15 protein-coding genes and 1 pseudogene are annotated in these 12,232 nt (G+C 29.6%); 9 read left to right on the top strand and 7 right to left on the bottom strand.

What is annotated here, in order from left to right; genetic code table 11:
* Positions 1–98: 98 nt before the first annotated feature.
* From HMPREF2802_RS03185 to HMPREF2802_RS03160, 7 genes and pseudogenes are all read right to left on the bottom strand, one after another.
* Positions 99–233 (bottom strand): beta-class phenol-soluble modulin, encoded by a 135-nt coding sequence (locus HMPREF2802_RS03185; RefSeq protein WP_002436888.1) that lies wholly within the window; start codon positions 231–233, stop codon positions 99–101.
* Between the two features lie 231 nt (positions 234–464).
* Positions 465–575, bottom strand: coding sequence for an SE2200 family small protein (locus tag HMPREF2802_RS12300; protein WP_080550853.1), 111 nt, complete (start codon positions 573–575; stop codon positions 465–467).
* 9 nt (positions 576–584) lie between these two features.
* Positions 585–2,083, bottom strand: a pseudogene (gene lqo, locus HMPREF2802_RS03180) (L-lactate dehydrogenase (quinone)).
* 238 nt (positions 2,084–2,321) lie between these two features.
* Complete coding sequence (locus HMPREF2802_RS03175; RefSeq protein WP_002441931.1) at positions 2,322–2,456, bottom strand: hypothetical protein; 135 nt, start codon at positions 2,454–2,456, stop codon at positions 2,322–2,324.
* Between the two features lie 13 nt (positions 2,457–2,469).
* The gene (locus tag HMPREF2802_RS03170; RefSeq protein ID WP_070502728.1) at positions 2,470–3,354 is read right to left on the bottom strand and encodes a permease; all 885 of its coding nucleotides are present in this window, start codon (positions 3,352–3,354) and stop codon (positions 2,470–2,472) included.
* Between the two features lie 87 nt (positions 3,355–3,441).
* Positions 3,442–3,762 (bottom strand): ArsR/SmtB family transcription factor, encoded by a 321-nt coding sequence (locus HMPREF2802_RS03165; protein WP_002449352.1) that lies wholly within the window; start codon positions 3,760–3,762, stop codon positions 3,442–3,444.
* 45 nt (positions 3,763–3,807) lie between these two features.
* A complete protein-coding gene (locus tag HMPREF2802_RS03160; RefSeq protein ID WP_002441924.1) occupies positions 3,808–4,002 on the bottom strand; it encodes a hypothetical protein in 195 nt (64 codons plus the stop codon).
* A 281-nt stretch (positions 4,003–4,283) separates the two neighbouring features.
* On the opposite strand from HMPREF2802_RS03160, the gene arsD reads away from it, so the two are divergent.
* The 9 genes from arsD (at position 4,284) to HMPREF2802_RS03115 (ending at position 12,176) form a co-directional block, all read left to right on the top strand.
* Complete coding sequence (arsD, locus tag HMPREF2802_RS03155) at positions 4,284–4,631, top strand: arsenite efflux transporter metallochaperone ArsD (RefSeq protein ID WP_070502727.1); 348 nt, start codon at positions 4,284–4,286, stop codon at positions 4,629–4,631.
* Complete coding sequence (arsA, locus tag HMPREF2802_RS03150) at positions 4,612–6,339, top strand: arsenical pump-driving ATPase (protein ID WP_070502726.1); 1,728 nt, start codon at positions 4,612–4,614, stop codon at positions 6,337–6,339. The genes arsD and arsA overlap by 20 nt, the downstream gene beginning before the upstream one ends.
* The gene (locus HMPREF2802_RS03145; RefSeq protein WP_037550790.1) at positions 6,339–8,003 is read left to right on the top strand and encodes an FAD-dependent oxidoreductase; all 1,665 of its coding nucleotides are present in this window, start codon (positions 6,339–6,341) and stop codon (positions 8,001–8,003) included. Before arsA ends, HMPREF2802_RS03145 begins: the two co-directional genes overlap by 1 nt.
* On the top strand, positions 8,000–8,314 hold the full coding sequence (locus HMPREF2802_RS03140; protein WP_070502725.1) for an ArsR/SmtB family transcription factor: 315 nt from the start codon (positions 8,000–8,002) through the stop codon (positions 8,312–8,314). Before HMPREF2802_RS03145 ends, HMPREF2802_RS03140 begins: the two co-directional genes overlap by 4 nt.
* Positions 8,314–9,606 carry an arsenite efflux transporter membrane subunit ArsB gene (gene arsB / locus HMPREF2802_RS03135; RefSeq protein WP_037550792.1) on the top strand — a complete coding sequence of 431 codons (1,293 nt, stop codon included), beginning with the start codon at positions 8,314–8,316 and terminating at the stop codon, positions 9,604–9,606. Before HMPREF2802_RS03140 ends, arsB begins: the two co-directional genes overlap by 1 nt.
* 18 nt (positions 9,607–9,624) lie before the next feature.
* Entirely contained in the window at positions 9,625–10,020 is a 396-nt protein-coding gene (gene arsC / locus HMPREF2802_RS03130; protein ID WP_002441910.1) for an arsenate reductase (thioredoxin), read from the top strand.
* Between the two features lie 112 nt (positions 10,021–10,132).
* Positions 10,133–10,384 (top strand): restriction endonuclease subunit S domain-containing protein, encoded by a 252-nt coding sequence (locus HMPREF2802_RS12220; RefSeq protein WP_002441908.1) that lies wholly within the window; start codon positions 10,133–10,135, stop codon positions 10,382–10,384.
* Between the two features lie 114 nt (positions 10,385–10,498).
* Positions 10,499–11,416 (top strand): DUF5655 domain-containing protein, encoded by a 918-nt coding sequence (locus HMPREF2802_RS03120; protein ID WP_070502724.1) that lies wholly within the window; start codon positions 10,499–10,501, stop codon positions 11,414–11,416.
* Between the two features lie 214 nt (positions 11,417–11,630).
* Positions 11,631–12,176, top strand: coding sequence for a recombinase family protein (locus HMPREF2802_RS03115; RefSeq protein WP_046466213.1), 546 nt, complete (start codon positions 11,631–11,633; stop codon positions 12,174–12,176).
* Positions 12,177–12,232 lie beyond the last annotated feature (56 nt).

The following is a 12,232-nucleotide window of genomic DNA, read 5'->3' as shown; positions in this document are numbered from 1 at the left end:
TACTATAAATTCAACTTTGCAACAGAACCCTTTATACAAACAAAAAACAGGGTACTACTTTAAAGTAATACCCTGTTTTAAAATTAAATTTTAATTTATTAAACAAATTTAAGTACTTGGTCAACGATTTTAGCAATTGTATTAGCAATGCCAAAGCCCATGTCTACCCAGTCTTGTTTGACATGTAAACCTGAATTTACTGCATTATGTAATGATTCAACAATACCTGACATAAATGTACACTCCTTTATACAAATGAAAATGATGTAACCATATAAATTTGTAACATTTCTAGAATGATTTGTAAACTTAATTTACACTATTTTAATATATCACATCATTAACAATGACAAAAAATACCGGACTCTATATTAAATAGAATCTGGTATTTTTGATTTGTCCATCCTTTTTTTTAATATAAAAAGATGTTATTAATATCATGCTCTTGGATATTATATATAAATTTAGTATTCAATATTTGGTATTTTATTTACATGTTTTTGATAACGTTTAAGTACACTATAACCAATAGTACAAATAGCTATTGCTACAAATAATTTTTTCAAATTTGTCATTCCTTTACTCTATTTGTTTTCATAATAATTTAATTCTAAATCTTTAGATGTTTGTTTTCGAATAGTTCTCATTAATCCAATATCATTAACTAATGATTGGCCATAAGATGGTATCATTTTTTTGATTTTTGGTGTCCATTTTGATTCATATTCTGAGAAGTTTTTTTCAAGTACTTCTAAAGCTACAGAAACTGAAGTTGAAGCCCCAAGGTGATTCTCCTAGTAAAGCAATAATTGAGTGATCTTTAGAATTAACTACTTCCGTTCCAAATTGAATATAACCTTTTCCATGTTCAGGTGTATCTTTGATGACTTGTACACGTTTACCAGCAGTATATAACTGCCAATCTTCATCACGTGCTTCTGGATAAAACGTACGTAAATGATTCATACACCCTTCTTTAGTCATTAATATTTGATCAAACGAATATTTAATTAAAGGAAGGTTTTTAACTGCAGAAGATAAAAGTGTTGTAATATTATATGGCTTAATCGATTTAAATAAATCTAAATTCGAACCATTTTTTAAGAATTTAGGGCCTACACTAGCAAATGGGCCAAATAATAAGGTACGTTCACCATCAATATAACGTGTATCCAAGTGAGGTACAGTCATAGGTGGTGTACCTTTAGGCTCTTTACCATATACCTTAGCGTCATGCTTGGCTATGGTATCAGGGTTAGTACAAATTAAGAATTGACCTGTAATTGGGAAACCACCCAAATTTTTGCTTTCTGGAATACCTGTTTTTTGTAATAATGGAATGGCTCCACCACCAGCACCAATAAATACATAATCAGCAAGTTCTGTTTGCACATCACCACTATTGCGTTGACGTACTTTAACTTCCCATTTACCATCTTTTCGATGATTAAAATCTATGACTTCATGATTATATTGCACATTAGCATTCGGATGTTGTTCAATATTTTTAGCCATTTTTCGAGTAAGCTCACCAAAATTAACATCTGTACCTTCATTAATTTTACTAGCAGCCATAATGTCACTCGAATTATGCCCTTTCATCATTAAAGGAATCCATTTTCTCATTTCCTCAATATCTTCCGTATATTCAATATTGTCAAACATCGGAAAATCTTTCATCGCATAATAGCGATCTTTCAAAAATTGAACATTATTTTTACCTCTTACAAAACTAATATGAGGTAAAGGCTGAATAAATTCTTTAGGGTTAGAAATACTTTTATTTTTAACTAAGTGGCTCCAAAATTGTTTTGAAATTTCAAATTGCTCATTAATTTCTTTTGCTTTTTCAATATCAATTGAACCATCAGGCTTTCTTACTGTATAGTTCAGTTCACATAAAGCAGCATGGCCAGTTCCGGCATTATGACGTTCATTAGAACTTTCAATCCCTGGACGATCTAAACGTTCATATAGTTTAATATTCCAATTAGGTTCTATTTCTTTAAGCATAGAACCAAAAGTAGTACCTTAATACCCCAGCACCAATAATGACAACTGTTTTTGACTCTTTAGTATTCATAAATAATTCCTCTTCCCTTTTTGTGACTAAGTAGTAGTGTAATACAATTCAACTTATAATAAAAATACTCATTTTTAATCTGACTTATTCCATAAAAGAATAGGTTTAAAAGCAACTAAAAAACTCTAAAAGATGCGTTAAAGATTTATAAAACTTTAATATATCTTTTTTAGGTGAAAACTTCTGATAATCATCGATTATGTTAATAAATGTAAAATCAAGCAGAACTTTTTTAATTTTAGCAACAATTTTTATTACCATTTTCTTTTTTCTCATTATTTTCGTCTTTTTTGTCTGTTTTCTCTTCAATTTTAACTGAACAACATGACTGTTCTTGAGGTTTTAATTTTTTTAATGTGTCTTTGATACCCATTTACTTCACCTCCTTAAATGATTAAGTTAACAATTAGACCAGTTGCAATAGCCACAACTAAAATTGCAATAACGAATGAGACTACAAATTTTTTCTTGAATAATTTAGATAATAATACTACTTCTGGAATACTTGCACCAGCACCACCTATTATCAACGCAACTACTGTTCCTAAAGACATCCCTTTTGATACTAATGCCTCAGCTATAGGTAACATTGTTTCAGGTCTGATATACATTGGAATGCCTATAACAGATCCAATGAATACGGATATAACGCCATCTCCACTTGCGTATTTTGTAATAAATGTTTCGGGTACAAATCCATATATGAACGCTCCAATAAATACACCAATAAATAGGTAAGGAAGCATTGGATATAAAAATGCCCAAGCATCATTTAATGCTTGTTTAAAACGAGATCCATTTTTATTAGCGAAAAATCCATCGCCTTTAACATTTACACCTTTATAAGTTTCAGCTAAATTCATTTTTGAAAATACAAAACCTGTTAAGATACTAAAGATTGCTAGTACAATAAAATAAACTATTGCAACTTTCCAACCTAATAAGGCCCATAACATAAACACCATTAATGGATTCATTAATGGTGAAGCAATTAAGAAACTCATCGCTGGACCAAAAGGTACTTTAGAATTTAATAGACCTGCAAGTATTGGAATAGTTGAACAAGAACAAAAGGGAGTAATCGCACCAAATATCATCCCAAAAAAATAATTGTTTCCTTGGTTAGGCTTACTTAACATGCTTTTGATTTTATCTTCCGAAATTACTTGTTGGATTAGACTTACAATAAAACTTACGATTATGAACAGTATTAATAATTCAAAAAACAGCATTAAAAATGTTTTTATGAATTCTATAATTGAATCTAACATCAGTATAACGCCTCCGAATTTCTTTAATCAACTTTTTTTGATTAATTAATCAAAAAAATAGATCTGTTTTGTATTAAAAGAAGATACTCATAATATCTTACAACAAGTATCTTCATTTAAAACTACCTGTATTTGTTGTTCATTAATTTTGTAATAATTCCATGTGCCATGCTTTTCAGCAATAAGAACATTTGCATCTACTAATTTTTTTAAATGATAAGAAAGTTTAGATTGTTTTATATCTAATAACTCTTCTAAATCACATACACATAATGATTTATTGAAGCTTTGGCTAATTTGATTTAGTATTTTTAATCTGATTTTATCGGCAAGTGCATTAAACATATTTTCATAAAAGTCAAATTGTTGATCTTCACTCATATCAGTCTTTGCTTTAATAACTTCCATAAAAGACCATCCTTTTTATAATATTTCATTGAGTTTATATTATCTTTATTTCAATTCTTGAATTGCTTGTTTATAGTTATTTTTTGTTGATTCGCCATACTGATTAATGTTCCCTTTAAAGAACTCCTTTTCCATATATATTGTAGCTTCTTTTAAATTGATTTCTCTTGATAGCATAACAAGATTTAAATAACTTACAAAATAACCAACAGTTAAAGTACTTGCATGGTTTACTCGCAATCAAGCATGCCTCCTTATTGTCAACGTAGTTTTATATCATTTAATACATCAATTTTTTTTGATATATTAAATATAAATCAATATCTATATTATCGCAAGAAGAAAACCTATAATTTTACATAAACTTAGATATTGCTCACAAAAATACTAAAATAATTTCTTCATAAATTGTATTATTAAGAATTAAATTTAGTAAAATTTTTAAAACTCAAACAAAAACATAGACACTAATCTATATAGATGTTAGTCTATAATCCAAATTAATTAATGAGGTGAGTATAATGTTAAATATTGAAATATACGAAGAAGCTATGTGCTGTTCTACTGGGGTATGTGGTCCAGAACCGGATGAAACACTAATAAAAGCGAATCAAATCAATGAATATTTAAAGCAAAATCAAATAGAAGTTCAACGTTATAATATGAATAATAATCCGAATGAATTCATTAAAAATCAAGAAGTTATTCGTTTAATTCAAGAAAAAGGTGATGAAGTTTTACCAATCACTTTTATAGAAGGCAATATAGCTAAAACGGGCGCTTATATTACCCAAGAAGAAGCCGATGAAATTATTACAGTTAATCAAATGAGAAATGGAGGATGCTGTGATGGAGATGGATGCTGTTAAATACTTAAATAAATTGAATCTAGATAACATTGAGTTAACAAAATATTTGTTTTTTACTGGTAAAGGTGGCGTAGGCAAAACAACGATATCAAGTTTTATTGCTTTAAACTTAGCAGAGAATGGAAAGAAAGTAGCTTTAGTAAGTACTGATCCAGCTAGTAATTTACAAGATGTATTTCAAATGGAATTATCTAATAAATTAACTAAATATCAACCTATACCTAATCTCTCTATAGCCAATTTTGACCCGATTGCTGCTGCAGACGATTATAAAGCACAATCTATAGAACCTTATGAGGGTATTCTACCAGAAGATGTGCTTGCTGAGATGAAAGAACAGTTAAGTGGTTCATGTACAGTTGAAGTAGCAGCATTTAATGAATTTACAAATTTTTTAGCCGATAAAACTTTAGAACAAGAATTTGATTTCATTATATTTGATACAGCTCCAACAGGTCACACCTTAAGAATGCTTGAATTACCTTCTGCATGGACAGATTATTTAAATACAACGAGTAATGATGCTTCTTGCTTAGGTCAATTATCAGGTTTAAATGAAAATAGAGTTAAATATAATTCAGCACTTGAAAAACTACGTAACCAAGATGATACGACCATGATGTTAGTTGCGAGACCTACTCACTCTTCTATATATGAAATTCAAAGAGCGCAACAAGAATTACAACAACTGTCAATTTCTAAATTCAAAGTAATCATTAACAACTATATAGAAGAAAGTCACGGTTTAATTTCGAGTCAGATGAAATCAGAACAAGATAAAAACATTAATCATTTTACTGAATGGTTAAATAACAATCATGCTTATTACGTTCCATATAAAAAGCAGAAAGAAGAAGGTATAGAAAGTTTAACTAATCTATTAAATGATGATAACTTAATTGAAAATGATGACTTTATTGTTGAAGATCATCCGCAATTCAATAAATTAATCGATGAAATTGAAAATAGTAAAGTTCAATATTTATTTACAATGGGAAAAGGTGGCGTTGGTAAAACGACAGTAGCAACGCAATTAGCTACAGTATTATCTAATAAAGGATATCGTGTTCTTTTAGCAACTACTGACCCTACTAAAGAAATTAATGTTGAAACTACAAGTAATTTAAATACTGCTTATATTGATGAAGAACAAGCATTAGAAAAGTATAAAAAAGAAGTACTAGCCACAGTGAATGATGATACACCACAAGACGATATTGATTATATTATGGAAGATTTAAAATCACCTTGTACAGAAGAAATAGCATTTTTCAAAGCCTTTAGTGACATTATGGAGAATCAAGACGACATGGATTACGTCATTGTAGATACAGCTCCTACAGGCCATACCTTGCTGTTACTTGATTCTAGTGAAAATCATCATAGAGAATTAAAAAAAAAATCAACTCAAACTACCAGTAATGTTGAAACGTTATTACCTAAAATTCAAAATAAAAATTTAACACAGATGATAATCGTAACACTAGCAGAAAAAACACCTTATTTAGAATCTAAACGTTTAGTAAAAGATTTAAATAGAGCTAATATAGGCCATAATTGGTGGGTTGTTAATCAATCGTTAGTTACGCTAAATCAACGTGATGACCTTTTTAGTAACAAAAAAGAAGATGAATCATTTTGGATAAACAAGATTAAAAATGAAAGTCTTGATAATTATTTTGTCATACCTTATGGCGGGTTATCATAATGAAAAAAATTGTAATCATCGGTTCAGTTGCTGCCGGTACAAGTGTCGCGGCTAAAGCAAGAAGAAATAGTGAAGATGTGGAAATTATCGTTTTTGATAAAGATAGTGATATTTCGTATTCAGTATGTGGTATCCCCTACTATATAGGCGGTAATGTATCTGATATTGATGAACTCACGCCAAGAAATGCTAAATGGTTTAAAGAGCGCTTTAATATAGATATTTATACAAAATATGAAGTGAATCAGATAAATGATACTGATCAAACAATAACTGTTACCAATTTAGTAAATGATGAAAAGATGATTCAAGAATATGACGAATTAGTATTAGCAACAGGCTCATCGCCTAAGGAACTTCCTCAATTAAATAGCGAAGAATATAACAATGTATTTAAAGTTAAGAATATTAATGATGCGAAAGCAATTTATAATTATATTGAGAGCAATGATGTTCAGAATATAACAATCATTGGTGGTGGATTTATTGGTCTAGAAATGTTAGAACAATTATCTAACTACAATACTTCAATTATTCAACGCAGTACTTTTATGCCTCATTTAGACTACGATATCAGTTTTATGATTCAAGAATATATTGAAGATAAAGCTAACGTATATACCTATAATGAAATAGATATTATTGATTATGATGAAAATCATACAATAAATAGAGTAAGCTTAAAAACTGGCGAATTAATTGATACAGATTTAATCATTATTGGGATTGGTGTCACACCAAATACTAAATTAGCTAAAGAAATTGGTATTAATATTGGAAAATCTGGAGCAATACAAACCAATAAGTATTTTGAAACAAATATTCCTCACATATATGCAATTGGTGATGTAGCAGAAAGTTATAATTTAATTACTGGTGACCCTATATATAGACCGCTAGGTTCTACAGCAAATAAAATGGGACGTATTTTAGGAGATCGATTAACTGGTGGAAATCTAGAACATAAAGGCATTTTAGGAACAGGCATTGTTCGTATATTTGATATGACAATTGCCCAAACAGGCTTAACTGAAAAAGAAGCTATTGATTTAGATATTGATATTGACGTATTACACAATGTGAAACCGAATCGTCCAGAATATATGCAAGGCCAAGAAATGGTAATTAAAGCTATATTTGATAAAAACAATTCTAAATTACTGGGTGCTCAAATTATTGGGTATGAAGGTGTAGATAAGAGAATAGATGTACTAGCTACTGCTATAACGTTTGGCGCCCATGCAGAAGATTTATTTCATTTAGATTTAGCATATGCGCCTCCTTTTTCTACAACTAAAGATCCTGTTATTTATACAGGGATGATTGGACACAATATTACTCGAGGACGCAAAATTATAACGCCTGAAGAAGTCATAAAACAAAATAATGACTTATTGATTTTAGATGTACGTTCTCCAAAGCAATTTGAAGTTAATCATGTTGATGGAGCGATTAACGTCCCATTGAAAATATTGAGAAGTTATGCAAAAACATTAGATAAAAATCAAAAGATAGTGACTTATTGTAATAAAGGTACTACTGGGAATGCTGCACAAAACGTACTTATTAATTTAGGTTTTAAACAAGTGTTTAATTTGTCAGGTGGTAATAAAAATTATCAACGTTATAAAAGGTTTCAAGTAGAAAGGAAGAAGAAAAATTGAATTATAAAAAAATTTCACAATACTTAAAAGTGATTGCTGATAGTAGCCGCCTTGAAATATTAGACTTGTTATCTTGTGGTGAATTATGCGCTTGTGATTTATTAGAGCATTTTTCTTTTTCTCAACCCACATTAAGTCATCATATGAAAGTATTAAAAGACAATAATTTAATTACATCCAGAAAAGATGGTAATAAAATTTTATACAAATTGAATCATGACGTATTGGATAACGTTACATCACGACTCACTCTATTGAGTTCCAGTACTGTCCCATGTATATGTGAAACAGTAGAGAAAGGTGAGTGTTAATGATGACGATATTAGCAATCACAATATTTGTATTAACGTTAATTTTTGTTATATGGCAACCTAAAGGTCTAGATATTGGTATTACTGCATTAATTGGTGCTGTAGTTGCTATAATCACTGGCGTTGTAAGCTTTTCAGACGTACTAGAAGTTACTGGAATTGTTTGGAATGCGACTTTAACTTTTGTTGCAGTTATTCTTATTTCACTCATATTAGATGAAATTGGATTCTTTGAATGGTCTGCCATACATATGGTAAGAGCATCAAAGGGTAATGGCTTGAAAATGTTTATCTTTATCATGCTCTTAGGTTCAGTTGTAGCAGCCTTCTTCGCAAATGATGGTGCGGCTTTAATACTGACGCCTATTGTTTTAGCAATGGTACGTAGTTTAGGATTTGATAAAAAAGCGATATTCCCATTTATTATTGCTAGTGGTTTTATTGCAGATACTACGTCTCTTCCATTAATTGTTAGTAATTTAGTTAATATTGTTTCTGCTGATTACTTTGATATTGGATTTGTTGAGTACTTCAGTAAAATGATTATACCTAATATATTCTCTTTAATCGCAAGTATTCTTGTCTTATGGCTTTATTTTAGAAAGTCTATCCCAAGAAAATTTGATGCAGTAAATATTAGAGAACCAAAAGAAGCGATTAAGGACAAAAAGCTTTTTAATATCTCATGGATTGTACTCACTGTATTGCTAGTTGGTTATTTAATAAGTGAGTTTATAAATATTCCAGTATCAATTATTGCTGGTATCATTGCTTTAATATTTGTATTATTAGCACGTAAGTCTAAGGCTGTGCATACGAAACAAGTAATTAAAGGTGCGCCATGGAATATTGTTTTATTCTCTATTGGTATGTATCTTGTGGTATTTGGTCTAAAAAATGTGGGCATCACAACGCTTCTTAGTGATGTACTAACAAATATTTCAAATTACGGCTTATTTAGTAGTATCATGGGCATGGGCTTTATAGCTGCATTCCTTTCATCCATTATGAACAACATGCCAACTGTTTTAATAGATGCAATAGCGATTGGTCAATCTCAAACAACAAGTATACTCAAGGAAGGCATGATTTATGCGAATGTTATCGGATCTGATTTAGGACCTAAAATAACACCAATTGGTTCGTTAGCAACACTTCTCTGGTTACATGTGCTTACTCAAAAAGGTGTTAAAATTTCTTGGGGACAATACTTTAAAATCGGTATTATTATAACGATTCCGGTATTATTTATCACACTGTTAGGGTTATATCTAACACTTATTATTTTCTAAAAAAAGAGGAAACTATTTATGGATAAAAAAACAATTTACTTTATATGTACAGGTAATTCATGCCGTAGCCAAATGGCTGAAGGCTGGGGTAAAAAAATCTTAGGAGATGAATGGCAAGTATATTCTGGAGGTATTGAGGCACACGGTGTAAATCCAAAAGCAATAGAAGCTATGAAAGAAGTTGGAATTGATATATCAAACCATACTTCTGATTTAATTGATAATAAAATTTTAAAACAATCAGACCTAGTTGTTACACTTTGTAGTGATGCTAATGAAAATTGTCCAGTCATCCCACCTAATGTAAAAAAAGAGCATTGGGGATTTGATGACCCAGCAGGTAAATCTTGGTCAGAATTTCAACGTGTAAGAGATGAAATAGGTCAAAAGATCAAGCAATTTTATGATAATTAAGTTAATATAAAATTCAAAAACAGAGGATAAGCACATATAACAATGCTTATCCTCTGTTTTATATAATGATATTTGCTGCTTATCTTTTTCTGTTAGTTCTGCATATATTGTTGTGCCACATATAGGAAAACAAAACTTCTTTAATGGTAGTATTGCTATAGTTCCTAGCGAATTGAATGGTTTTATATATTCAAATGCTATTATGAGTTATAAAATCAATAACTATATTGACAAAAAATATCTACTTCAAAATGATTTTTTAAGAAAAAATGAGTATTTAGCTGATGGGACAGGTCAAAAAGAATTAAGTGAAAAGAAATTTGAAGAGTTAGAAGTAAAAATTCCAAACTCTATAGAAGAATAAAAAATTGATTTATTGAAAGAACGTGAGAAGGGCTTTTTGCAGAAAATGTTTGTTTGATACTGATGAAATCCTATTATGTTAACTATATGTTTTATTAAATAAAGGGGAGTATACATGGGAGATGTAAAATTATTTAAACTGAATAACGAAATAGCATATGAATTATATGGAGAATCCGTGGCTATAGAAAAATCTCTTCAAACCGTAATAGAAAATAATTCTGAAAATCTATTAGGCATTTCGTTCCTTGCATCCGAGTATTCTACAGGTAAAAAACATGCTGGAAGAATCGATACCTTAAGTATTGATGAGAATTATTCTCCTGTTATTTTAGAATATAAAAGAGCAACAAATGAAAATGTAATTAATCAAGGTCTTTTTTATTTAGATTGGTTAATGGATCATAAAGCAGAATTTGAATTACTTGTAATGAAAAAGTTAAATACGAATTATATTGACAAAATCGATTGGCAAACACCTAGATTATTATGTATAGCAGGTGGATTCACAAAATATGATGCACATGCCGTACAGCAAATAAATAAAAATATTGAATTATATAGATATAAACAATTTGAAGAAAACCTATTTATGTTAGATTTAGTAAGTGCTCCAACTTTACATAAAGAAAAAACAATTATAAATAAAAAAGCAAACCCTTATTTTGATAAGGATACCTCAATTATTTCCAAAAATATTAATAAAGAAAATCATCAAATTAATGATTTATATAATAAAATATATAATTATATTTTAGCTTTAAGTGATGATGTTCAAGTTAAAGAGTTAAAATTTTATATTACATTTAAAAGAATTAAAAATTTCGCGTGTATAGAAGTATTACCTTCTCAAAATAAAATACTTCTTTATATAAAAGTTAATTTAGATTGTGCGAAATTAGAAAAAGTTTTCCCTCATGATGTAACTAATATTGGTCATTATGGAATTGGAAATTTATCTATTACTGTAAAAGATAATAATGATTTTGAAAAAGCAAACCCTTATATCTTAAAAAGCTATAATAATAATTAATTACTAAAAACCTTCGTTTTTGACACAAAACCTCTTAACTTAATATTAAGAGGTTTTTCTTGGATATTTAAGTCTATAAACTTGTGTTATAATCAATGTATCATAAATATCAAAAATCATGAGTTTTTAGACGATGAGAGACGCGTTTATTTGCATCGAGAATTAGATTTCGTTTATAAGTGCCCATAAAACGATTAAAAGAGGTGGTATTGAAATGGCTAAAATTGGTTATGCACGTGTATCAACACAAGATCAAAGTCTTGATGGACAGATTGATACACTTGAAGACTATGGTTGTGAACGTATCTTTAGCGAGAAAGCAAGTGGTCGTAAAACCAAAAGAACAGAACTTGATAAGTGTTTAGATTATTTGCGTGAAGGAGATATCCTAGTTATCTATAAACTAGATCGTCTTGGACGTACAACGAAGCAATTAATTGAGTTATCTCAATGGTTCGATGAAAACAGCATTGATTTACATATTATAGATATGAACGTATCGACCAAAGATGCAATGGGCAAAATGTTCTTTACCATGATGAGTGCATTTGCGGAACTTGAAGCTAACTTATTAAGTGAACGTACGAAAAAAGGGTTAGAAGCTGCAAGAGCAAGAGGACGAAAAGGCGGAAGACCTTCATTACCAAATCATAAGAAAAGAGAAATTAAATTCTTATATGATGAACAAAAACTTACTGGGGAAGAAATTGCGAAACAAACAGGGGTAAGCAGATCTACAGTTTATCGAGTATTAAAATAGCAACTGTTTTGAATGTGTTTATTACAGGTTCTGTTGCAAAGTAAAAAATATAGCTA

Source organism: Staphylococcus sp. HMSC071G07 (assembly GCF_001811435.1).
GTDB lineage: Bacteria > Bacillota > Bacilli > Staphylococcales > Staphylococcaceae > Staphylococcus > Staphylococcus pettenkoferi.
This window is presented reverse-complemented; position numbering and strand designations above follow the sequence as displayed.